Genomic DNA, 21,265 nt, shown 5'->3' on the forward strand with positions numbered 1-21,265 from the left:
CAGGTCGTTCGTCACACATCGACGTTGGACGCCCTCGTCTCATGTCCGCAGGCGATCCCTTGGACTCATTCATCTAGCGGATGGGCATGCCCGAGAGGGTGCGGGCGATCACCAGGCGCTGGATCTCGCTCGTGCCCTCGAAGATGGTGTAGATCGCGCTGTCGCGGTGCATGCGCTCCACCGGGTACTCACGGGTGAAGCCGTTGCCGCCGAGGATCTGGACCGCCTGCGCGGTGACCTTCTTCGCGGTCTCGCTCGCGAAGAGCTTCGACATCGAGCCCTCGGCCGAGGTGAAGGGCTTGCCCGCGACCGCCATCCAGGAGGCCCGCCACACCAGCAGCCGGGCCGCGTCGATGGAGGTCCGCATGTCCGCGAGCTGGAAGGCGACGCCCTGGTTGTCGATGATCGGCCGCCCGAACTGCGTACGGGTCTTCGCGTAGTCCAGCGCCACCTCGTACGCGGCGCGCGCCGTGCCGACCGCCATCGCGCCGACGGCTGGGCGGGAGGCCTCGAAGGTGGCCATGGCCGCGTTCTTCACGCGCTCCCCACCGCCCGCCTTGGCCCGCTCGTGGGCCCGCGCGAGCCGCTCGTCCAGCTTCTCCTTGCCGCCGAGCAGGCAGGAACCGGGGATCCGTACGTCCTCCAGCACCACTTCGGCGGTGTGCGAGGCGCGGATGCCGTGCTTCTTGAACTTCTGCCCCTGCGACAGGCCCGGGGTGTTCGGCGGCACGATGAAGGAGGCGTGCCCCTTGGTCCCGAGCTCCGGGTCGACGACGGCCACCACGATGTGGACATTGGCGATGCCGCCGTTGGTCGCCCAGGTCTTGGTGCCGTTGAGGACCCATTCGTCCGTGGCCTGCTCGTACACGGCGCGGGTGCGCATCGCGCCGACGTCGGAGCCGGCGTCGGGCTCGGAGGAGCAGAAGGCGGCGACCTTCACGTCGTCGGGGGTGCCGTACATCTGGGGGATCCAGGTGCCGATCTGCTCCTCGGTGCCGTTGGCGACGACGCCGATGGCGGCGAGCCCGGTGCCGACGATCGACAGCGCGATGCCCGCGTCGCCCCAGAACAGCTCCTCCATGGCCATCGGGATGCCGAGGCCGGTGGGGTCGAAGAACTGCTGGGCGTAGAAGTCGAGGGAGTAGATGCCGACCTTGGCGGCCTCCTGGATGACGGGCCACGGAGTCTCTTCGCGCTCGTCCCATTCCGCGGCGGCGGGGCGGATCACGTCGGCGGCGAAGCCGTGGATCCAGTCCCGTACCTGCTTCTGGTCGTCGTTGAGCTCCATGGTGAACTCCGCCATGTCCCCTCCAGCTTTCTCTGCACAGTAGTGGCCGACACACGGCAGTTACCAACGGTAACCCTCACTCCGACTCCAGTCTGTTACCGGCCGGTAAGCACTGTCAAGCAGCAGCGATCACGGACCGCCGATGAGATCACCACGGTGTGCGGGGTGTTACGTTGCGTGGGCCTCAGGACATCGCAAGGGCGGGGAGTGAACAGGGCATGGAGACCACACGGCAGTCCGGCGAGCCGGGAGCGGGCGAGCGCCGGCGGCGGGAGCTGCTGGAGGCCGCCGACCGGGTCGTCCTCAGGGACGGACCCAAGGCGTCCATGAACGCCATCGCGGCGGAGGCCGGGATCACCAAGCCCATCCTCTACCGCCACTTCGGCGACAAGGCGGGCCTCTACCAGGCCCTGGCCGTCCGGCACACGGACGCCCTGCTCGACTCGCTGCGCGCGGCGCTGGACGCGCCCGCCGAGCGGCGCAGACGGGTGGAGGCCACCCTCGACACCTATCTCGCGGCGATCGAGGCCCGGCCCCAGGTCTACCGCTTCCTCATGCACCCGGCCGAGGACTCCCAGGCCCCCGAGCGCGGCTTCGACGTCGGCCTGCACTCGGCCCCGCTGCTGCGCCGCCTGGGCGAGGAACTGGCCCAGGTGATCGGCGAACGCGTGGACCTGGGCCCCGGCGGCGAACGCCTGGCCCGGGTCTGGGGCCACGGCATCGTCGGCATGATGCACGCGGCGGGCGACTGGTGGCTCGGCGAACGCCCCTGCGAACGCGCGGACCTCGTCAGCGCCCTCACCGACCTCCTGTGGGGCCGCCTGGCCACAGCCGGCAACCGGGCGGACGGCCCGGGCTTCTGAGCGAATCCCGCCCCACGCAACCCGTCCGGGCACATCCGGCCGGGCCACATCAGCCTGAAATACCGCAGGCCGTCCGCAGGCTAGTCGCGCAGCGCCGCCGCGCCCCAGTCGGTCTTGCGGATGGCCCGCCGCAGGCGCCGGGCCCGCAGCCCGGTCACACGGTCCGCGTACACCGCCCCCGCGAGGTGATCGCACTCGTGCTGAAGGCACCGCGCGAAGAAACCGGTCCCGGTGATCCGTACGGCCGCGCCGTCCGAGGTGACACCCTCCACCACCGCGCTGTCGTAGCGGAGCGTCCCCGCCTCCAGCCCCGGCAGGGACAGGCAGCCCTCGGGGCCCACGAACTCGTCCCCGTCGGCGGACACCAGACGGGGATTGACGATGTGCCCGACGTGGCGGACGTCCTCGTCGTCGGGGCAGTCGTACACGAACACCCGCTGCCCGACGCCGATCTGGTTCGCGGCGAGGCCGACGCCCTGGGCGGCGTACATCGTGGCGAACATGTCCTCGATGAGCCGGTCGAGGGCCGGGCCGAACTCGGTGACTTCCGCGCAAGCGGAATGGAGCACCGGGTCGCCCAGCAGGCTCATGGTGCGGACGATGCCGGAGGTACCGGGGAGGGGGCGCTGTCGCATGGCGGTAAGGGTACGACGGGCGACTATATGAGGAGATCTTCGGCAGACCGGGGGCGCCGCGGTCCGGGCGCGGGCAGGTCATGGATAGGCTGGGGGCGACCGACGCAAGGAGGACAAGGGACGATGGCAGGCAACACAGAGCCGCTTTCGCCGCGGGCCAAGCTGGCCGTGACGGCGGGCAAGGCCGCGGCGGCGGTGTCGCGGGCCGCGGGACGCGGAAGCGGATCGGTGATCGGAGGCAAGGTCGCGCTCAAGCTCGACCCCGATCTCCTCGGCGCGCTGGCGCAGCATCTCGACGTCGTCCTCGTCTCGGCGACGAACGGCAAGACCACGACGACCCGGCTCATCGCGGAGGCCCTGCGGGCCAGCGGCCCGGTCGTCTCGAACGCGCTGGGCGCGAACATGCCCGCGGGCATCACCTCCGCCCTGGCGGGCGGCTCGGACGCCAAGTACGGCGTCATCGAGGTGGACGAGAAGTACCTGGCCGGAGTGGCCCGGGACGTCACCCCCAAGGTGATCGCCCTGCTGAACCTCTCCCGCGACCAGCTGGACCGCGCCGCCGAGACCCGCATGCTCGCGGAGAAGTGGCGCGAGGGCCTCTCGGGTTCCAAGGCGGTCGTCGTCGCGAACTGCGACGACCCGCTGATCGTGTGGGCCGCCTCCTCCTCGCAGAACGTGGTGTGGGTCGCGGCCGGCCAGGAGTGGAAGGACGACGCCTGGTCGTGCCCCTCCTGCGGTGGCGTCATGCAGCGTCCGGGCGACGACTGGTTCTGCGGCGAGTGCGGTTTCCGGCGTCCCACCCCGAGCTGGGTGCTCTCCGGTGACCACGTGCTCGACCCGCACGGCAGCGCCTGGCCGATCAGCCTCCAGCTCCCGGGCCGCGCCAACAAGGCGAACGCCGCCACCTCGGCCGCGGTGGCAGCCGTCTTCGGCGTCCCGCCGCAGGTGGCGCTGGAGCGGATGTACCAGGTGCAGGCCGTCGCCGGACGCTACGACGTGGTGAGCTTCCAGGGCCGCGAACTGCGCCTGCTGCTCGCGAAGAACCCGGCCGGCTGGCTGGAGACCTTCTCCCTGATCGACCCGCCGCCGACCCCGGTGATCCTGTCGGTGAACGCACGCGGCGCGGACGGCACCGACACCTCCTGGCTGTGGGACGTGGACTACCCGCGCCTGGCCGGCCACCCGATCTTCGTGATCGGCGACCGCAAGCTCGACCTCGCGGTCCGTCTGGAAGTCGCGGGCCTGGACTTCCGGGTGTGCGAGACCCTCGACGAGGCCGTGCAGCTGGCGCCGCCCGGGCAGATCGAGCTGATCGCCAACTACACCGCTTTCCAGGACGTGCGCCGCCGCGTCGGCAACTAGTACCCATAAGGACAAGAGCATGAGCGACAACAGCCTGCGTCTGGTGTGGGTCTACCCCGACCTGCTCAGCACGTACGGAGACCAGGGCAACGCCCTGGTCGTCGAGCGCCGGGCCCGCCGGCGCGGCCTGGACGTACAGCGCGTGGACGTGCGCAGCGACCAGCCGATCCCGACCTCGGGCGACATCTACCTGATCGGCGGCGGCGAGGACCGGCCGCAGCGGCTGGCCGCGGAGCGGCTGGTGCGCGACGGCGGTCTGGAGCGCGCCGTCTCGAACGGGGCGATCGTCTTCTCCGTCTGCGCCGGGTACCAGATCCTGGGCCAGGAGTTCGTCAACGACGTCGGCGAGCGTCAGCAGGGCCTCGGCCTGCTGGACGTGGTGACCGTGCGCGGCGAGGGCGAGCGGTGCGTCGGCGACGTGCTGGCGGACATCGACCCGCGGCTCGGGCTGCCGCAGCTGACCGGCTTCGAGAACCACCAGGGCGTCACGCACCTCGGCCCGACGGCCAGGCCGTTCGCCCACACCCGGTTCGGCCGGGGCAACGGCACCGGTGACGGCACCGAAGGTGCGTACAACGACACGGTGTTCGGCACGTACATGCACGGTCCCGTGATGGCGCGCAACCCGCAGATCGCGGACCTGCTGCTGAAGCTGGCCCTCGACGTGAACGCGCTGCCGCCCATCGACGACCGCTGGTACGACGCGCTGCGCGCCGAGCGGATCGCTGCGGCCGCGCAGCCCGCGTAGCCGCACCGGCACCGCCGATACCCGGCGTTCGGCCCGGATTCCCCTCGGGGTGTCCGGGCCGACGTGTTTTCGTACGACTGATCTGACCAGCATGTGGAGGATGGTTCAGTCCACCCTCGATCCGCTTGTAGGGTGCTGGGTAGTTCCAACCGGACGACGTGGTCCGGTCGTCGGCCCACGTTGCAAAGGTCCTTCCTGCCATGCGCATAGGTGTGCTCACTTCCGGAGGCGACTGCCCCGGCCTCAATGCCGTCATCCGCTCCGTCGTGCACCGCGCCGTCGTCGACCACGGGGACGAGGTCATCGGTTTCCACGACGGCTGGCGCGGCCTGCTGGAGTGCGACTACCGCAAGCTCGACCTGGATGCCGTGAGCGGCATCCTGGCCCGTGGCGGAACGATTCTGGGCTCCTCCCGGGTCCAGCCCGCCCATCTGCGCGACGGTGTGGAGCGGGCCCGCGGCCACGTCGCCGATCTCGGCCTGGACGCCATCATCCCGATCGGCGGCGAAGGCACCCTGAAGGCCGCGAACCTGCTCTCGCAGGGCGGTCTGCCGATCGTCGGCGTCCCCAAGACGATCGACAACGACATCGCCTCGACCGACGTGACCTTCGGCTTCGACACCGCCGTCGGGGTCGCCACCGAGGCACTGGACCGGCTGAAGACCACCGCCGAGTCCCACCAGCGCGTGATGGTCGTGGAGGTCATGGGCCGCCACACCGGCTGGATCGCCCTGCACTCGGGCATGGCGGCCGGCGCGCACGCGATCGTCGTACCGGAGCGCCCCTTCGACATCGAGGAGCTGACGGCGATCGTCGGCGAACGCTTCGAGCAGGGCAAGCGCTTCGCGATCGTCGTGGTCGCCGAGGGCGCCAAGCCCGCCGAGGGCAGCTCGATGGCCCTGGAGGAGGGCGGCACCGACATGTACGGCCACGAGCGGTTCGCCGGCATCGGCAACCGCCTCGCCGTCGAGCTGGAGGACCGGCTCGGCAAGGAGGCCCGCCCGGTCATCCTGGGCCACGTCCAGCGCGGCGGCACGCCCACCGCGTACGACCGCGTCCTCGCGACCCGCTTCGGCTGGCACGCGGTGGAGGCGGCCCACCGGGGCGAGTTCGGGATGCTCACGGCGCTGCGCGGCACGGACATCGTCATGGTCCCGCTCGACGAGGCGGTCCAGACCCTGAAGACGGTCCCGTCCGAGCGCTACGCCGAGGCGCAGAACGTTTTGTGATCTTTTCCCTCTCCTGCGTGTCTTTCCTGTAATGGCCGCCCCCGGACGATTTCCCGTCCGGGGGCGGCATTACTGTGGTGGGGCACCACGGGTCAAGGGAGTGAAGAGATTGAGTTACCTCGCGCACGACGGCATGGACATGCACGACATGGACCTGCCGCCCTTCACCCTCGGGCGCGGGCTGGAGTTCTCCTTCGACGCCTTCTTCCTGATCGGCTCGCTCCTCGGCCTCGCGCTGTACGGGTGGGGCGTGGTGCGGCTGCGCCGGCGCGGGGACTCCTGGCCGGTCGGGCGGACGGTCGCCTTCACCATCGGCGTGCTGAGCGTGGCCCTGGTGATGTGCACCAAGCTGAACGACTACGGCATGGTCATGTTCAGCGTGCACATGGTCCAGCACATGGTGATCAGCATGCTCAGCCCGATCCTGCTGCTGCTGGGCGCACCCGTGACGCTGGCGCTGCGCGCGCTGCCGCCGGCGGCCCGCGGCCACAAGGGGCCGCGCGAGCTGCTGCTGATGCTCCTGCACAGCCGGTACATGAAGGTGATCACCCATCCGGTGTTCACCATCCCGATGTTCATCGCCAGCCTCTACGGCCTGTACTTCACCCCGCTCTTCGACTTCCTGATGGGGTCGAAGCCGGGCCACATCGCGATGATGGTGCACTTCCTCGCCGTCGGCCTCATCTTCTTCTGGCCGATCATGGGCGTGGACCCGGGCCCGCACCGCCCCGGCTACGTGATGCGGATGCTGGAGCTGTTCGCCGGAATGCCCTTCCACGCCTTCTTCGGCATCGCGCTGATGATGGGCAGCGAGCCGATGATCAAGACGTACGCGAACCCGCCCGCCTCCCTCGGCATCGACCCGCTGCTCGACCAGCAGTGGGGCGGCGGCATCGCCTGGGCCTTCAGCGAAATCCCCTCGGTCCTGGTGCTGATCGCGCTGGTCTACCAGTGGTACCACTCGGAACAGCGGGCCGCGAAGCGCTCCGACCGCTCCGAGGACCGCAACGGGGACCAGGAGCTGGCGGCCTACAACTCGTATCTCGCCTCGCTCCAAGCGCGTGGCCAGTAGCGCGGGACCACCTTCAGGCGCCACCATGGGGCATGACCGGATCCGTGAAGGCGATGGCAGTGATGACCTTCGCCTCTCTGGTGGCGATCGCCACGTATTCCGTGGCCCTCGGAAGCAACGGCTGGCTGTGGTTCGGCTGGGTGGTGCTGGGGCTGCTCACCGCGGGAATGGCTGCTTCGGACGGTGCCTGAGCCGCCGCTCCCTCCGACTCCTGGTGAGCCGTCCGTAGGATGTCCGTGACCGCGGGACGTCGACGGGAGCCGCCTGGTGTTCTACCACTTGCTCAAGCACGTGATCCTGGGGCCGCTGCTGCGGCTCCTGTTCCGTCCCCGCATCGAAGGACTGGAGAACATCCCGCAGGACGGGGCCGCGATCATCGCGGGCAACCACCTGTCCTTCTCCGATCACTTCCTGATGCCCGCGATCCTCAAGCGGCGCATCACCTTCCTCGCGAAGGCCGAGTACTTCACCGGACCGGGTGTGAAGGGACGGCTGACCGCCGCCTTCTTCCGCAGCGCCGGCCAGATCCCGGTCGACCGCTCCGGCAAGGACGCCGGGCAGGCCGCGCTCCGCGAGGGGCTCGGGGTGCTGTCCAAGGGCGAGCTGCTCGGCATCTATCCGGAGGGCACCCGCTCGCACGACGGGCGGCTGTACAAGGGCAAGGTCGGAGTGGCGGCGATGGCGCTGGGCGCCGCGGTGCCCGTCGTCCCGTGCGCGATGGTCGGGACCTTCGAGATCCAGCCGCCCGGACAGAAGATCCCCAAGATCCGCCGGGTCACGATCCGCTTCGGCCGGCCGCTGGACTTCTCCCGGTACGCGGGGATGGAGGGCGAGCGGGCCGCCCTGCGGGCCATCACCGACGAGATCATGTACGAGGTCCTCGCCCTGTCCGGCCAGGAGTACGTGGACCGGTACGCCGCCGAGGTCAAGGCCGAGGAAGAGGAAGCGCGGAAGAAGGCCCGGCGCAGGACGCGCTGAGCCTTCTCCCGTGCCGGGCCCTTCCCGTGCCGGGCCCTTCCCGTGCCGGGCCCTTCCCGTGCGGGTCGGAGCCGTTGCCTCCCGGTCCGGTTAGCGGATGGCCGGGAGCTCGTCGATCGCCTGCTGGTCCGCGGCCGGGGCCGGGGCGAGCAGCTTGGCGGCGACGGGGGCCGGGGCCACCGGGGTGGCGTGCGGGCCGCACGTCACGTTCTGGGCGTCGACCTTGCCGGTGAGCAGGTAGGTGTCGACCCGGGTGTTGATGCAGGGGTTCAGCAGGTTGGTGACACCGTGCGAGCCGGCGCCCTGCTCGGTGATCAGAACCGAGCCGGCGAGCCGCTTGTTCAGCGAGACCCCGCCCTTGTACGGCGTGGCCGCGTCCCGCTCCGCCTGGACGATCAGCACCGGCGGCAGGCCGCGGTGAGCGCCGACGCCGACCTCGATGGCGTTGTGCTGCTTGGACTTCCAGGTGGCGCAGGGCAGGTTCATCCACGCGTTGGCCCAGGTCATGAAGGGGTACTGGGCGTGCAGCTTGGTGTTGTCCCGGTCCCACTTGGACCAGCTGGTGGGCCACTTGGCGTCGGCGCACTCGACGGCGGTGTAGACCGCGTTGCCGTTCTCCGCCGCGGCGTTGCCCTGGATGTCGCTCATGTCGGGGGCGATGGCGTCGATCAGCGCCTGCTCGTCACCGGCGGCGTACGCGGCCCAGGTCTGGGCGACGGGCACCCAGGAGGAGTCGTAGTACGGGGCGCTCTGGAAGAAGCCGATGAGCTCGGCCGGGCCGACGACCCCGCCGAGCGGGTCGGCCTTGGCCTTGGCGCGCAGCTCCAGCCACTTGGCCTCGACCTCTGCGCGGGTCTTGCCCAGGTGGAAGGAGGCGTCGTTCTTGGCGACCCAGTCCTCCCAGTCGTTCCAGCGCATCTGGAAGGCGACGTCCTGGCCGAGGTTGGCCTCGTACCAGATGTTGTCGCGGGACGGGTCCACCACGCTGTCGACGATCATGCGGCGCACGTGCGTCGGGAACAGGGTCGCGTAGACCCCGCCGATGTAGGTGCCGTAGGAGACGCCGAGGAAGTTCAGCTTCTTCTCGCCGAGGGCGGCACGGATGACGTCCAGGTCACGCGCGACGTTCGGCGTGGTCATGAACGGCAGCATCTCGCCGCTGCGCTCCTTGCAGCCGTCCGCGTACTCCGCGGCGAGCTTGCGCTGGGCGTCCTTGTCGGCCTTGGTGTCCGGCACCGGGTCGGCCTTGGGTGCCTTGACGAACTCCTGCGGGTCGATGCAGGAGATCGGCGCGGAGTGGCCGACGCCGCGCGGGTCGAAGCCCACAAAGTCGTACGCCTTGGCGGTGTTGACCCACAGCGGGCTCTTGGTGGTGATGCGGCGCGGGAAGCGCATGCCGGAGCCGCCGGGCCCGCCCGGGTTGTAGACGAGCGCGCCCTGGCGCTCCTCCTTGGTGCCGGTGCTGACGGCGCGGTCGACCGCGAGGTCGATCGTCTTGCCGAAGGGCTTGCTGTAGTCGAGCGGGACCTTCACGAAGCCGCACTGGATGGGCGCCGCGAAGCCCCAGTCGGGCGGGCAGTCTTTCCAGTCGATCCCGGCGCGCGCCGCGCGGGCGGCGGCGATCTGGGTGCCGAACGCCTCGGCGATCGGGTTGTCGCGGCCGGAGGGGCCGGGGGAGCCCGACGAGAACGTCGAGGAGGCCGACGCCGACGGGGCGAGCAGCAGGCTCGCCGCCAGCGTGCCGGTGACCAGAGTGGCGGCGCTCCCCAGCACCGCGTTGCGTATCACGTGGTTGTTCCCCCTGCGTCATCTGCCGCCGTGGGCGGCGTGGTTCGTGCCGGCGTGGATGTGCGTCGGCACGTGCAGGGGATACTTCCGCCTGACCGGGAGCGGGCGACAGAGCACGGGGCCGTTCTTTGCCAACCCGATATCCGGACATGGGTGTACCGCTGAGCGGTGTCGGGTTCGTCCCGGGTTCGGCGGTCGTCGGCCGTGGCGGCCCGCCCGGGTTCACCAACCGTAGGCGGCGCAGGCGGAGTCGAGCAGTTCGCGGAGCCGCAACGCGTCCGGGGCCAGGGCCGTGACCAGGACGGCCGGACCCGCCAGCGGGGAGAGCGCCGCGAACTCCCCCAGCATCCCGGCCTGCGGCGGGGCCTTCGCGAACTCCGGGTCCACCACCAGCAGTTGGCCCAGTGCCCGGTGGCCCGCGAGTCCCGCCGGACCGTCCCAGCCGCCCGGTGCGCCGGGTCCGCAGGCCACCTCCTGGTCCAGCAGCGGGCGGCCGTCCAGGGTCACGGTCAGCCGGGCACGCAGCAGGCCCGGAACCTCCCCGGTGCGGCCGAGCACCTGCTCTTCGCGCAGCAGGAGCCGGGCGGTGGGGGCGAGTTCGGCCGAGGTGTGGACCCGCAGGTCGCTGCCGCGCACCGAGACCAGGGGCTCCGGAAGCCAGCGCACCGCCGCTCCGTCCCCGAGCCGGAGCCGTACGTCGTACCGCGCGGGTTCCCCGTGCCGGCCGGGCAGCGCCAGGGTGGCCGCCGCCGAGCGGAGCACCAGCCGGGCGCCCGGTCCGGCCGTGGCCTCGACCGTGAGGTGGTCACCGCCCAGCGGGGCGCTCATGGCGCCGACCAGCATGACGCCCGCTTCGCCGGGCCCGCCCCGGGTGCGGCGCAGGGCGAGCGGCCCCTCCCCGGCCAGCAGCGGCAGGGCGGTGGAGCCCCGCCCGTCGGCGGCGGCGCCGATCCGGGCGGTGGCGCGCAGGCCGGCCGGAGCGGGGGCCGGGGGGCGGGCGGGGGGCGCGCCCGTCACCGTGGGGATGGCCGCGGGGATCGCCGTAGGGCTCACCGGGCGGTCCAGGCGGCGATCCGCTCGCGCACCCAGGCGGCCACCGGGGCCACGCCCTCCTCGCCGCGCAGGGACTGGAAGGCGACGGGCAGTTCGCCGCGCTGTTCGGCGGCGTCGCGGGCCATCCGGCCCAGGTCCGAGCCGACGTGGGGGGCGAGGTCGGTCTTGTTGACGACGAGCAGGTCGGCGGTGGTGACGCCGGGGCCGCCCTTGCGCGGGATGTCGTCGCCGCCGGCCACGTCGATGACGAAGATCTGGGCGTCGACGAGGCCCCGGGAGAAGGTGGCGGTGAGGTTGTCGCCGCCGGACTCCACGAGGATCAGGTCGAGCCGTCCGTTCCCGTGGAAGGCCTCCTCCAGTTCCTCGACGGCCTCCAGGTTGGCGGAGATGTCGTCGCGGATGGCGGTGTGGGGGCAGGCGCCGGTCTCCACGGCGCTGATCCGCTCGGGCGGCAGGACGGCTTCGCGGAGCAGGAACTCGGCGTCCTCGCGGGTGTAGATGTCGTTGGTGACCACGGCCATGGACAGCTCCGCGCGCAGGGCCCGGCAGAGCGCGGCGACGGTGGCGGTCTTGCCGGAGCCGACGGGCCCGCCGAGGCCGATGCGCAGGGCCCGGCGGGTCCCGTCCGCCCGCAGCGGCTCGGCGCTGTGGGTGTGGCGGTGCGGGAAGGTCCCACCGCCGAGGGAGGGGTCGAGGTGCATGGGGGTCTCCTTGAGCTGAAGGGGGGGCATCCGGGGTGGGGTACGGCACGGCATGGATCAGGAGGCGAACAGGCGGACCGGCCAGTCGGCATGGGCCTGCGCCGCGATGTCCAGCAGTGGCGAGGAGGCCGCGGGCAGGGTGTGCGTACCGTCGGTGCGGGCCCGTCGCGCGGCCTGCTCCGCGCGACGGGACACGGAGTCCAGCTCGGGGGCGAGCACGGCCAGGACCCGGCTCGCCTCGAAGGGGTCCAGGCCGAGCAGCCGTACCGTGGCGGTGGCGGGCCCGCTCACGCTCTCGTACGCCGCCATGTGCGCGGCGTCCAGCGGCCCGAGCCCCGCCGACCGGGCCGTGACGCCGAGCACCACGGGCTGGTGCGCCCCGCGCGGGAACGCGGCGGCCAGCGCGTCCAGTTCCGCGCCGGGCCAGGTGGCGCGGGCGGCCCGCATCAGCTGGCGCCCGAGCCGCCGCCCGGCGGCGCGCAGCGCGGGCGACGGGGTCCGGGCGTCGGCGGCTTCGTCGAGGGCCGCCGGGTCGATCCCGAGGGCGGCCGCCGCGGCGAGGCCGGCCGCGACGAGCCCGGCGGTGTGCAGCCGGCCCCGGCAGAACTCCGCCAGGGTCGCGGCGTCATGGATCCGGCCCGCCTTGCAGGCGGCCTCGGCCCCGCCGGAGTGGGCGTGCCCTCCGGCGGGGAAACGGCCGTCGGCGAGGACGAGGAGGGTGGCGAGGCTCATCGGAACAGAGTCCTCCCGTCAGAAGAGGAAATAGCGCTGGGCCATGGGGAGTTCCGCTGCCGGGGCCGGTTCCACCACCTCGCCGTCGATGGTGACGGTGAAGGTGTCGGCGTCGACTTCCACCCTCGGCATGGCGTCGTTGTTGCGCATGTCCGCCTTGGTCACCTTGCGGGTGCTCTCGATGGCGACGAACTCCTTGCCGAGTCCGAGCCGTTCGGGCAGGCCGTCGTCGAGGGCCGCCTGGGACGTGAAGTTGACCGAGTTGAGGCCGGGGGCCCGCCCGTACGCCCCGAACATCGGGCGCGGCAGGACCGGCTGCGGGGTGGGGATGGAGGCGTTGGCGTCGCCCATCTGCGCATAGGCGATCTGGCCTCCCTTGATGACCAGTTCGGGTTTGACTCCGAAGAAGGCGGGCTTCCACAGCACCAGGTCGGCGAGCTTGCCGGTCTCGACGGAGCCGATCTCGCGGGCCAGGCCCTGGGCGACGGCGGGGTTGATCGTGTACTTGGCGACGTAGCGCCGGGCCCGGTGGTTGTCGGCGGGTCCGTCGCCGGGCAGGGAGCCTCGGCGCTTCTTCATCACGTGGGCGGTCTGCCAGGTGCGCAGGATCACCTCGCCAACGCGGCCCATGGCCTGGGCGTCGGAGGAGATGATCGAGATGGCTCCGAGGTCGTGCAGGACGTCCTCGGCGGCGATGGTGGAGGGCCGGATCCGGGACTCGGCGAAGGCCAGGTCCTCGGGGACGGCGGGATTGAGGTGGTGGCAGACCATCAGCATGTCGAGGTGTTCCTCAACGGTGTTGACGGTGTGCGGCCGGGTCGGGTTGGTGGAGCTGGGCAGGATGTTCGGCTCGGAGACCACGGTGATGATGTCGGGGGCGTGCCCGCCGCCCGCGCCCTCGGTGTGGTACGAGTGGATGGTCCGTCCGCCGATGGCGGCGAGGGTGTCGGCGACGAAACCGGCTTCGTTGAGGGTGTCGGTGTGGATGGCGGCCTGGGCGCCGGTCTCCTCGCAGACGGTGAGGCAGGCGTCGATGACGGCCGGGGTGGATCCCCAGTCCTCGTGGAGCTTGAAGCCGAGTGCTCCGCCGCGCAGTTGGGAGTACATGCCCTCGCGGGACATGGTGTTGCCCTTGCCGAGCAGGCCGATGTTGACGGGGTGGGCCTCCAGCGCGGCGAACATCCGGGCCAGGTGCCAGGGTCCGGGGGTGACGGTGGTGGCCTTGGTGCCCTCCGCGGGGCCGGTGCCACCGCCGACGAGGGTGGTGATGCCGGAGGCGAGGGCCTCCTCGATCACGGTCGGGGAGATGAAGTGGACGTGGGCGTCGACGGCGCCCGCGGTGAGGATCTTCCCGTTGCCCGCGATGATCTCGGTCTCGGGGCCGATCACCAGCGCGCGGTCGACGCCGTCCATGGTGTCGGGGTTGCCCGCCTTGCCGATCCCGCAGATCCGGCCGTCGCGGATGCCGACGTCGGCCTTGACGATGCCCCAGTGGTCGAGGATCACCACCCCGGTGATGACGGTGTCGGCGGCTCCCTCGGCCCGGGTGGTGCGGGCCTGGCCCATGGATTCGCGGATGACCTTGCCGCCGCCGAAGACCGCCTCGTCGCCGGCCCGGCCGGGGCCGCCGCCGAGGTCCTGCTCGATCTCGACGAAGAGGTCGGTGTCGGCGAGGCGGATGCGGTCGCCCGTGGTGGGCCCGAAGAGGTCGGCGTAGACCTGGCGCGACATCTCAGCCATCGAGCGGCCCTCCGGTCTCCCCGCGCAGTCCCGGCACGGTGCGCAGCCCGGCCAGCGGCACGAGGGTCACGGCGACCGGGATGCCCGGCTCGAAGCGGACCGCGGTGCCGGCGGCGATGTCGAGGCGCAGTCCGTGGGCGGCGCGGCGGTCGAAGTCGAGGCCGGGGTTGGCCTCGGCGAAGTGGTAGTGCGAGCCGACCTGGACGGGCCGGTCGGCGGCGTTGAGCACGGTGAGTCGGGTGACGGGCCGGCCTTCGTTGAGGCGCACCAGGCCGTCCCCGTAGGCGATTTCGCCGGGGATCATGCGGGCACTCACTTATCGACGATGGGGTCGTGGACGGTGACGAGCTTGGTGCCGTCCGGGAAGGTCGCCTCGACCTGGACGTCGTGGATCATCTCGGGTATCCCCTCCATGACCTCCTCGCGGGAGAGCACGGTCCGACCGGAGGCCATCAGCTCGGCCACCGTCCGGCCGTCGCGGGCTCCTTCGAGGATGTGTGCGGTGATCAGGGCCATCGCCTCGGGATGGTTGAGGAGCACGCCCCGCGCCTTGCGTCTCTCGGCCACGTCGGCGGCCACGTGGATGAGCAGTCTCTCCTGCTCGTGGGGGGTCAGCTGCACAGCAATCACCAAGCTTCCGGGACATGATCAACATCGCGCCGGGCCGACCCTATGGGCCGCCAACACTTTGTTGACCTGCGCATATCCGAGCCAAGCGTGTCTTGCCCAACACAGGGAAAGGCTTTCCGTCCCGCCCACCGGCGCTTTGCCCGCGCATGGGTGACCATGGGCGGAAGGAACGTGGCCGTCACGCTAGGGGCCGCGCTTTTCCGCTGAGTTAACCCACGTTTCGAGCAGGTACCCGGTTCAACTCCGGGCATCGCACAGCCCGGTTCCGTATACGGAACCGCCCACGAGGAGCAGCATGTTCGTCAACCCCGTCCGCCACATCACCTTCGACGCACAGGAGCCGTACGCGCTGGCGCAGTTCTGGTCCGCCGTCACCGGCTTCCCCATCCACCCGGACGATCAGCCGGAGGACGACGAGATCCTGCTGGACGCGGGTCAGCCGGGCGTGCCGGGGGTGCTCTTCGTCCGGGTGCCCGAGGGCAAGTCCGCGAAGAACCGGGTCCACTTGGACATCCAGCCCGTGACCGGGACCCGAGACGAGAACGTCGAGCGGCTCATCGCGCTCGGCGCGAAGCTGCAGGCCGACCACCGCCGGGAGGGCGGCATGGGCTGGGTCACGCTGACCGACCCCGAGGGCAACGAACTGTGCATCGAGCGCAGCGTCTCGGAGCGCGCCGGGTCCTGACCGGCCTCAACAGCCGGTACGCGTCCTCGCGGGAGCGCCGGCGACCACCCAGGGCAGGGCGATCCACACGGTTTTGCCGCCGTCCTCGGTCGGGCTGACCGAGAGCCGGCCGCCCGCCTCCGCGGCGAGCCAGCGGATGATGACCATCCCCCGGCCGTTGTCCTGCTGGACGGCGGCCGGGAGCCGCTTGGGCCAGCGCGGGTGGCTGTCGGTGACCCCGATGCGGAGCCACTCCTCGCGCTCCAGGCGGATGTCCACGGTGAAGGTCGGCGACTGCCCGAAGGTGTGCTGCACGGAGTTGGTGGCCAGTTCCGAGACGATGAGCCGGATGCTGTCGGCGGCCTCGGTCCCCTCGGACAGTCCCCACTCGCCCAGCACCTCCGCGACGTAGCGGCGGGCGGCCGCGACCGAGGCGGGATCGCTCGGCAGAGTGACGGATGCTTCCTGATGATCTGCCATGGCGACGGTCCCTTTCCCACCGGGGCGAAGCCGCCCCGGATCTGTGCTGGACGCCAGAGTGCCACCCATCGTCCCGCCGTTTCCGCCGATCCCTCAAGATATGCATATATCTGTCGCTCAATGCGGTGAACTCTGCTACGGAAGAGCGTATTTGGACGGCAGACTGGTGCGAGCTGTGCCGGTGGAAGGAGGCGGGTGTGCAGCATGGTCCCGCGGTGCGCCGACGCAAGCTCGGCGAGGAACTGCGTGCCCTGCGCGACCGGACCGGACTCACCAGTGGTGAGGCGGCCCGGCTGGCGGGTTGGCACCAGTCGAAGATCAGCCGTATCGAGACGGGGCGCAGCGGCGTCAAGGTGGAGGACATCCGGCTGCTGCTCGACGTCTACGGGGACGACGTCGTGAGCGCGCAGCAGCGCGCCCTGCTGGAGGCCCTCTCGGCCTCGGCGGCGGGCCCCGCACCGGACGCCGACACGGGACGCGGCCGCCAGTGGTGGCACGACTACCGGGGGCTGCTGCCGCAGGAGTACCGGGACTTCATCAGCCTGGAGGCGGGCGCCCGTTCGGCCCGCACCGTCGAGCTGTCCGTGGTGCCCGGACTGCTCCAGACGCCGGAGTACGCGCGCGCCGTGACCCGGGCCGCGCTGGGCGGGCTGCCGGAGCCGAAGGTGGACGCGCTGGTCGACGTACGGCTGGCGCGTCAGTCCGTACTGCGGGCCGATCCGCCGCTGGAGCTGAGCGCCGTGCTGGACGAGGCGGTGCTGCGGCGCACGATCGGCGGGGCGGGGGTGATGGAGGAACAGTTGAGGCACCTGGTGGAGGTGGCGCGTTTGCCCCAAGTGCGGCTTCAGGTACTGCCGTTCAGCGTGGGGGGACATCTCGGCCTCACCGGTCCGTTCGTCATCTTCTCATTTCCGAACATCGCCGATCTGGATGTGGTGGTACTCGACCATTTGACGAGTAGCCTCTATCTGGAGCGGAAGGAAGACCTTGAGGCGTACAGCGCCGCGTTCCGCACCATCCAGGCGCACGCCCTCCCGCCCCGCGATTCGTCGGATCTCATCAGCGCCCTCGCTGACGACGCGTAAGGAGGCACCCCCGTGTCCGCAACCCCCTTATCCACAGGCGGACTTCTGAACAGCGCGCGGTGGCGGCGAAGCAGCCGCAGCACCGGAATGAACAACTGTGTGGAAACGGCCGTCCTCGGCGGCGGTCTGCTCGCCGTCCGCGACTCCAAGCGGACGGACGGCCCGGCCGTGCTCTTCACCGGGCCGGCCTGGGACGGCTTCCTCGTCTCCGTCCGTGCGGATCTCGAGACGTAGGGCGGGACGCAGGAGGGACGTAGGAGGGACGTAGGAGACGCAGGAGACGTAGGACGCAGAACGCAGGAGCGCCCGTAACGGCTCCGTTCAGCGGTCCGTGGCTCCGGCCGGAGCGGTCCCCAGGATCGTCTCCACCGCACGGCTGATCTCCACCCCCGTGAGATCCGCCCGCGCGGTCAGTCGCAGCCGGGAGATGCCGTCCGGTACCGACGGCGGCCGGAAGCACCCCACGGACAGACCTGCCTCGCGGCAGTCGGCGGCCCAGCGCAGTGCCGCCGCGGCCGACGGGGCCCGTACCGACACCACGGCCGCGTCCGGCCGGGCCGCGGTCAGGCCGGACGCGGTGAGCCGCCCGTACAGCTCGGCGGCCACCGCGCGGGCGCGGTCCGCGCGCTCCGGCTCCCGCTCCAGCAGGCGCAGGGCGGCCAGTGCGGCGCCCGTCGCGGCCGGGGCCAGCCCGGTGTCGAAGATGAAGGTCCGCGCCGTGTTGACCAGGTGCCGGATCACCTTGGCCGGGCCGAGCACCGCCCCGCCCTGACTGCCCAGGGACTTCGAGAGGGTCAGCGTCGCGACCACTCCGGGAGCCCCCGCGAGCCCGGCGGCGTGCAGCGCCCCGCGGCCGCCCTCGCCCAGGACCCCGAGGCCGTGCGCGTCGTCCACGAGCAGGGCCGCACCCTCGGCCCGGCAGGCCTCGGCGTGCGCCGCGAGCGGGGCGGCGTCCCCGTCGACCGAGAACACCGAGTCGGTGACCAGCAGCGCCCGCCCCCGGTGGGCGGCGAGGGTCTTGCGGGCGGTGTCCGGGTCGGAGTGCGGGACGACGGCGGTCTCGGCGCGCGACAGCCGGCAGCCGTCCACGATCGAGGCGTGGTTGCCCGCGTCGGAGACCACCAGGGTGCCCCGGTCGCTGAGCGCGGTGACGGCGGCCAGATTGGCCGCGTATCCCGAGGAGAGCACCAGCGCCGCCTCGAAGCCGCAGAAGGCGGCCAGCTCCCGCTCGAGCTCCGCATGAAGTTCGGTCGTGCCCGTGACGAGACGTGATCCAGTGGCTCCGGCCCCCCAGCGCTCGGCCGCCTCGCGCGCGCCCCGCACCGTTTCGGGGTGCCGGGACAGCCCGAGGTAGTCGTTGCTCGCGAGATCGAGGAGCGGGGAGGACGCCGGACGCGGACGCAGCGTCCGGACGAGTCCGGCGTCCTCCCTGGCCCGCTCCGCCTCGTCGATCCAGGAGAAGACGTCCACGGGGGCGGGGGTGTGCTGGTGCGGCATCGACGGTCCTCGAGTTTTTGTCGGCAGTCCACAGACCTGCCCGACCCTAACCGCCCGTGACCCGTGCGTCAGGTGTGGCGATACACACACTCAGTTCCGGCCATGTTGTTCGGTCTCTCCTTGGCCGGGAGTGCCCGGGTGGGACAGGATCGACGTCATGGACCTGCTGAACACCCTCGTGGACAAGGGGCTGCGGCGTGAGCTGCCGACCCGCGAAGAGGCACTCGCCGTGCTGGCGACCTCTGACGACGAACTGCTCGACGTGGTGGCCGCGGCCGGCAAGGTGCGCCGCCAGTGGTTCGGCCGCCGGGTCAAGCTGAACTACCTGGTCAACCTGAAGTCGGGGCTCTGCCCCGAAGACTGCTCGTACTGTTCCCAGCGGCTGGGATCGAAGGCCGAGATCCTCAAGTACACGTGGCTGAAGCCCGAGGAGGCCTCCCAGGCAGCGGCCGCGGGCGTCGCCGGCGGGGCGAAGCGGGTGTGCCTGGTGGCGAGCGGGCGCGGTCCGACGGACCGCGACGTGGACCGCGTGGGCAAGACGATCGAGGCCATCAAGGAGCAGAACGAGGGCGTCGAGGTGTGCGCCTGCCTCGGCCTGCTGTCGGACGGCCAGGCCGAGCGCCTGAAGGATGCGGGCGCCGATGCCTACAACCACAACCTCAACACGTCCGAGGCCACGTACGGCACGATCACCAAGACCCACACCTACGCGGACCGGGTCGACACGGTGCAGAAGGCGCACGCCGCCGGCCTGTCGGCCTGCTCGGGCCTGATCGCGGGCATGGGCGAGAGCGACGAGGACCTCGTCGACGTCGTCTACGCGCTGCGCGAGCTCGACAGCGACTCGGTCCCCGTCAACTTCCTGATCCCCTTCGAGGGCACCCCGCTCGCCAAGGAGTGGAACCTCACCCCGCAGCGCGCCCTGCGGATCCTGGCGATGGTCCGCTTCGTCTGCCCCGACGTCGAGGTCCGCATCGCGGGCGGCCGAGAGGTGCACCTGCGCACCCTCCAGCCGCTGGCGCTGCACGTGGCGAACTCAATCTTCCTGGGCGACTACCTGACCAGTGAGGGCCAGGCCGGACAGTCCGACCTCGACATGATCGCGGACGCCGGTTTCGAGGTCGAGGGCGCCGGTACGACGACCCTTCCCGCGCACCGCTCCGACGTCGCGGCGGCGGCCACCGGCGGCTGTGGTTCGAAGGGCTCCGGCGCCTCGCTCTGCGGCTCCTCCGCCACGGCGGACGAGGCCGGCTGCGGTTCGGCGTGCGGCGGCTGCTCGGGGCACGCCGGGCACGAGGCCCCCGTACCCGCCCAGGCGGAGGCGGGCGAGGTCCGGTCGGGTCTGGTGGCGGTACGCCGCCGCGGTGCGGGAACGGATCTCGCGCCCAATGCCTGATCAGCGCCACGCGCCCGACGCGCTGCCGGCCCGCGAACTGCTCGCGCTGGACCGGCAGCACGTCTGGCACCCGTACGGCCCCATGCCCGGACGGCAGGAGCCGCTCGTCATCGCCTCCGCCTCGGGGGTCCGCCTCCGGCTGGCCGAGCCGTCGCAGGGGCAGGACGATCTGGTCGACGGCATGTCCTCCTGGTGGTCGGCGATCCACGGGTACAACCACCCGGCGCTGAACGAGGCCGTCACGGGCCAGCTCGGCCGGATGTCACACGTGATGTTCGGCGGGCTCACCCACGAGCCCGCCGTCCGGCTGGCCGCCAGGCTCGTCGAGCTCACCCCGGCCGGTCTGGAGCACGTCTTCCTCGCCGACTCGGGCTCGGTCTCGGTCGAGGTCGCGGTGAAGATGTGCCTCCAGTACTGGCGTTCGGTGGGACGCCCCGAGAAGAGCCGCCTGCTCACCTGGCGCGGCGGCTACCACGGGGACACCTGGCAGCCGATGGCCGTCTGCGACCCCGAGGGCGGCATGCACGAGCTGTGGTCGGGCATCCTCCCGCGCCAGCTCTTCGCGGACGCCCCGCCGAGCGGCTTCTCCGCTCCCCTGGACGAGTCCTACGTCGCCCACCTGCGCTCCCTGTTCGCCGCGCACCGGGACGAACTGGCGGCCGTGATCGTGGAACCGGTGGTCCAGGGCGCGGGCGGCATGCGCTTCCACAACCCGGGCTACCTCCGGGTGCTGCGGGAGCTGTGCGACGAGTTCGACGTGCTGCTGATCCTGGACGAGATCGCCACGGGCTTCGGCCGCACGGGCGCACTGTTCGCGGCGGACCACGCCGGGATCACCCCGGACGTGATGTGCCTGGGCAAGGCGCTGACCGGCGGTTACCTCACCCTGTCCGCGACGCTCTGCACGGAGCGGGTCGCGGACGGCATCTCGCGCGGCGAGGTCCCGGTCCTGGCCCACGGACCGACCTTCATGGGCAACCCGCTGGCCACCGCGGTGGCCCTGGCCTCCATCGACCTGCTGCTCGGCCAGGACTGGCAGGGCGAGGTCAAGCGCATCGAGGCGGCCCTGCTGGAGGGCCTGGCCCCGGCCGCCGGTCTGCCGGGCGTCCGGGAGGTACGGGTCCTGGGCGCGATCGGCGTCATCCAGCTGGACCACCCGGTCGACATGGCCCGCACGACGGCGGCGGCGGTCCGGGAGGGCGTCTGGCTGCGCCCGTTCCGGGACCTGATCTACACGATGCCGCCGTACGTGACGAGCGACGCCGACGTGGCCCGCATCTGCCGGGCCGTGGTCTCGGCCGCGAAGGAGGCCTGACGTGGCGGT

The 21,265-nt window shown here is 71.5% G+C and carries 23 protein-coding genes; 12 read left to right on the forward strand and 11 right to left on the reverse strand.

The window, feature by feature from the left end:
• Window positions 1–73 precede the first annotated feature (73 nt).
• Window positions 74–1,303: an acyl-CoA dehydrogenase family protein gene (locus MTF69_RS31325; RefSeq protein ID WP_243339602.1), complete on the reverse strand. Its 1,230-nt coding sequence runs from the start codon at window positions 1,301–1,303 to the stop codon at window positions 74–76.
• Window positions 1,304–1,506: 203 nt separating this feature from the next.
• On the opposite strand from MTF69_RS31325, the gene MTF69_RS31330 reads away from it, so the two are divergent.
• Entirely contained in the window at window positions 1,507–2,151 is a 645-nt protein-coding gene (locus tag MTF69_RS31330) for a TetR family transcriptional regulator (RefSeq protein WP_243339603.1), read from the forward strand.
• 80 nt (window positions 2,152–2,231) lie between these two features.
• Here MTF69_RS31330 and def read toward each other — a convergent pair whose 3' ends face one another.
• Window positions 2,232–2,786, reverse strand: coding sequence for a peptide deformylase (gene def / locus MTF69_RS31335; protein ID WP_243339604.1), 555 nt, complete (start codon window positions 2,784–2,786; stop codon window positions 2,232–2,234).
• A gap of 123 nt (window positions 2,787–2,909) precedes the next feature.
• Between def and MTF69_RS31340 the strand changes: the two genes are divergently transcribed.
• The 6 genes from MTF69_RS31340 (at window position 2,910) to MTF69_RS31365 (ending at window position 8,175) form a co-directional block, all read left to right on the forward strand.
• The gene (locus tag MTF69_RS31340) at window positions 2,910–4,148 is read left to right on the forward strand and encodes a MurT ligase domain-containing protein (protein WP_243339605.1); all 1,239 of its coding nucleotides are present in this window, start codon (window positions 2,910–2,912) and stop codon (window positions 4,146–4,148) included.
• A 19-nt stretch (window positions 4,149–4,167) separates the two neighbouring features.
• Window positions 4,168–4,896: a type 1 glutamine amidotransferase gene (locus tag MTF69_RS31345; protein ID WP_243339606.1), complete on the forward strand. Its 729-nt coding sequence runs from the start codon at window positions 4,168–4,170 to the stop codon at window positions 4,894–4,896.
• Between the two features lie 200 nt (window positions 4,897–5,096).
• Complete coding sequence (locus MTF69_RS31350) at window positions 5,097–6,125, forward strand: 6-phosphofructokinase (protein ID WP_243339607.1); 1,029 nt, start codon at window positions 5,097–5,099, stop codon at window positions 6,123–6,125.
• Between the two features lie 133 nt (window positions 6,126–6,258).
• A complete protein-coding gene (locus MTF69_RS31355; protein ID WP_243339735.1) occupies window positions 6,259–7,197 on the forward strand; it encodes a cytochrome c oxidase assembly protein in 939 nt (312 codons plus the stop codon).
• A 32-nt stretch (window positions 7,198–7,229) separates the two neighbouring features.
• Complete coding sequence (locus MTF69_RS31360; protein ID WP_243339608.1) at window positions 7,230–7,388, forward strand: hypothetical protein; 159 nt, start codon at window positions 7,230–7,232, stop codon at window positions 7,386–7,388.
• Between the two features lie 76 nt (window positions 7,389–7,464).
• Window positions 7,465–8,175 carry a 1-acyl-sn-glycerol-3-phosphate acyltransferase gene (locus MTF69_RS31365; protein WP_243339609.1) on the forward strand — a complete coding sequence of 237 codons (711 nt, stop codon included), beginning with the start codon at window positions 7,465–7,467 and terminating at the stop codon, window positions 8,173–8,175.
• Between the two features lie 90 nt (window positions 8,176–8,265).
• Here MTF69_RS31365 and MTF69_RS31370 read toward each other — a convergent pair whose 3' ends face one another.
• The 7 genes from MTF69_RS31370 to MTF69_RS31400 form a co-directional block, all read right to left on the reverse strand.
• Window positions 8,266–9,963, reverse strand: a complete 1,698-nt coding sequence (locus MTF69_RS31370) for an alpha/beta hydrolase (protein WP_243339610.1) — start codon at window positions 9,961–9,963, stop codon at window positions 8,266–8,268.
• A 222-nt stretch (window positions 9,964–10,185) separates the two neighbouring features.
• On the reverse strand, window positions 10,186–10,980 hold the full coding sequence (locus MTF69_RS31375) for an urease accessory protein UreD (protein WP_243339736.1): 795 nt from the start codon (window positions 10,978–10,980) through the stop codon (window positions 10,186–10,188).
• A 32-nt stretch (window positions 10,981–11,012) separates the two neighbouring features.
• Window positions 11,013–11,717 (reverse strand): urease accessory protein UreG, encoded by a 705-nt coding sequence (gene ureG, locus MTF69_RS31380; RefSeq protein ID WP_243339611.1) that lies wholly within the window; start codon window positions 11,715–11,717, stop codon window positions 11,013–11,015.
• Window positions 11,718–11,774: 57 nt separating this feature from the next.
• Complete coding sequence (locus MTF69_RS31385) at window positions 11,775–12,449, reverse strand: urease accessory protein UreF (RefSeq protein ID WP_243339612.1); 675 nt, start codon at window positions 12,447–12,449, stop codon at window positions 11,775–11,777.
• An 18-nt stretch (window positions 12,450–12,467) separates the two neighbouring features.
• A complete protein-coding gene (locus MTF69_RS31390) occupies window positions 12,468–14,189 on the reverse strand; it encodes an urease subunit alpha (protein WP_243339613.1) in 1,722 nt (573 codons plus the stop codon).
• Entirely contained in the window at window positions 14,182–14,493 is a 312-nt protein-coding gene (locus MTF69_RS31395; RefSeq protein WP_243339737.1) for an urease subunit beta, read from the reverse strand. Before MTF69_RS31395 ends, MTF69_RS31390 begins: the two co-directional genes overlap by 8 nt.
• A gap of 8 nt (window positions 14,494–14,501) precedes the next feature.
• Entirely contained in the window at window positions 14,502–14,810 is a 309-nt protein-coding gene (locus tag MTF69_RS31400) for an urease subunit gamma (RefSeq protein ID WP_243339614.1), read from the reverse strand.
• A 304-nt stretch (window positions 14,811–15,114) separates the two neighbouring features.
• Between MTF69_RS31400 and MTF69_RS31405 the strand changes: the two genes are divergently transcribed.
• Complete coding sequence (locus MTF69_RS31405) at window positions 15,115–15,504, forward strand: VOC family protein (protein ID WP_243339615.1); 390 nt, start codon at window positions 15,115–15,117, stop codon at window positions 15,502–15,504.
• Window positions 15,505–15,510: 6 nt separating this feature from the next.
• Here MTF69_RS31405 and MTF69_RS31410 read toward each other — a convergent pair whose 3' ends face one another.
• The gene (locus tag MTF69_RS31410) at window positions 15,511–15,963 is read right to left on the reverse strand and encodes an ATP-binding protein (RefSeq protein WP_243339616.1); all 453 of its coding nucleotides are present in this window, start codon (window positions 15,961–15,963) and stop codon (window positions 15,511–15,513) included.
• 197 nt (window positions 15,964–16,160) lie between these two features.
• Here MTF69_RS31410 and MTF69_RS31415 point away from each other — a divergent pair, with 197 nt between their 5' ends.
• A complete protein-coding gene (locus tag MTF69_RS31415) occupies window positions 16,161–17,048 on the forward strand; it encodes a helix-turn-helix transcriptional regulator (protein ID WP_243339617.1) in 888 nt (295 codons plus the stop codon).
• Between the two features lie 12 nt (window positions 17,049–17,060).
• Window positions 17,061–17,282 (forward strand): DUF397 domain-containing protein, encoded by a 222-nt coding sequence (locus MTF69_RS31420; protein ID WP_243339618.1) that lies wholly within the window; start codon window positions 17,061–17,063, stop codon window positions 17,280–17,282.
• Between the two features lie 87 nt (window positions 17,283–17,369).
• On the opposite strand, the gene MTF69_RS31425 is transcribed toward MTF69_RS31420, so the two are convergent.
• Complete coding sequence (locus tag MTF69_RS31425) at window positions 17,370–18,545, reverse strand: 8-amino-7-oxononanoate synthase (RefSeq protein ID WP_243339619.1); 1,176 nt, start codon at window positions 18,543–18,545, stop codon at window positions 17,370–17,372.
• Between the two features lie 157 nt (window positions 18,546–18,702).
• Between MTF69_RS31425 and bioB the strand changes: the two genes are divergently transcribed.
• The gene (gene bioB / locus MTF69_RS31430; protein WP_243339620.1) at window positions 18,703–19,941 is read left to right on the forward strand and encodes a biotin synthase BioB; all 1,239 of its coding nucleotides are present in this window, start codon (window positions 18,703–18,705) and stop codon (window positions 19,939–19,941) included.
• Window positions 19,934–21,256, forward strand: a complete 1,323-nt coding sequence (locus MTF69_RS31435; protein WP_243339621.1) for an adenosylmethionine--8-amino-7-oxononanoate transaminase — start codon at window positions 19,934–19,936, stop codon at window positions 21,254–21,256. Before bioB ends, MTF69_RS31435 begins: the two co-directional genes overlap by 8 nt.
• Window positions 21,257–21,265: the final 9 nt, after the last annotated feature.

The organism is Streptomyces sp. AP-93, assembly GCF_022808175.1.
In the GTDB taxonomy this organism is placed as follows: domain Bacteria; phylum Actinomycetota; class Actinomycetes; order Streptomycetales; family Streptomycetaceae; genus Streptomyces.

What these genes read in the sequence shown, in the direction of transcription:
- MTF69_RS31325 (WP_243339602.1), bottom strand. Translation starts at nt 1,303, where the DNA reads ATGGCGGAGTTCACCATGGAGCTCAACGACGACCAGAAGCAGGTACGG.
- MTF69_RS31330 (WP_243339603.1), top strand. Translation starts at nt 1,507, where the DNA reads ATGGAGACCACACGGCAGTCCGGCGAGCCGGGAGCGGGCGAGCGCCGG.
- def (WP_243339604.1), bottom strand. Translation starts at nt 2,786, where the DNA reads ATGCGACAGCGCCCCCTCCCCGGTACCTCCGGCATCGTCCGCACCATG.
- MTF69_RS31340 (WP_243339605.1), top strand. Translation starts at nt 2,910, where the DNA reads ATGGCAGGCAACACAGAGCCGCTTTCGCCGCGGGCCAAGCTGGCCGTG.
- MTF69_RS31345 (WP_243339606.1), top strand. Translation starts at nt 4,168, where the DNA reads ATGAGCGACAACAGCCTGCGTCTGGTGTGGGTCTACCCCGACCTGCTC.
- MTF69_RS31350 (WP_243339607.1), top strand. Translation starts at nt 5,097, where the DNA reads ATGCGCATAGGTGTGCTCACTTCCGGAGGCGACTGCCCCGGCCTCAAT.
- MTF69_RS31355 (WP_243339735.1), top strand. Translation starts at nt 6,259, where the DNA reads ATGGACATGCACGACATGGACCTGCCGCCCTTCACCCTCGGGCGCGGG.
- MTF69_RS31360 (WP_243339608.1), top strand. Translation starts at nt 7,230, where the DNA reads ATGACCGGATCCGTGAAGGCGATGGCAGTGATGACCTTCGCCTCTCTG.
- ureG (WP_243339611.1), bottom strand. Translation starts at nt 11,717, where the DNA reads ATGCACCTCGACCCCTCCCTCGGCGGTGGGACCTTCCCGCACCGCCAC.
- MTF69_RS31385 (WP_243339612.1), bottom strand. Translation starts at nt 12,449, where the DNA reads ATGAGCCTCGCCACCCTCCTCGTCCTCGCCGACGGCCGTTTCCCCGCC.
- MTF69_RS31390 (WP_243339613.1), bottom strand. Translation starts at nt 14,189, where the DNA reads ATGGCTGAGATGTCGCGCCAGGTCTACGCCGACCTCTTCGGGCCCACC.
- MTF69_RS31395 (WP_243339737.1), bottom strand. Translation starts at nt 14,493, where the DNA reads ATGATCCCCGGCGAAATCGCCTACGGGGACGGCCTGGTGCGCCTCAAC.
- MTF69_RS31405 (WP_243339615.1), top strand. Translation starts at nt 15,115, where the DNA reads ATGTTCGTCAACCCCGTCCGCCACATCACCTTCGACGCACAGGAGCCG.
- MTF69_RS31410 (WP_243339616.1), bottom strand. Translation starts at nt 15,963, where the DNA reads ATGGCAGATCATCAGGAAGCATCCGTCACTCTGCCGAGCGATCCCGCC.
- MTF69_RS31425 (WP_243339619.1), bottom strand. Translation starts at nt 18,545, where the DNA reads ATGCCGCACCAGCACACCCCCGCCCCCGTGGACGTCTTCTCCTGGATC.
- bioB (WP_243339620.1), top strand. Translation starts at nt 18,703, where the DNA reads ATGGACCTGCTGAACACCCTCGTGGACAAGGGGCTGCGGCGTGAGCTG.
- MTF69_RS31435 (WP_243339621.1), top strand. Translation starts at nt 19,934, where the DNA reads ATGCCTGATCAGCGCCACGCGCCCGACGCGCTGCCGGCCCGCGAACTG.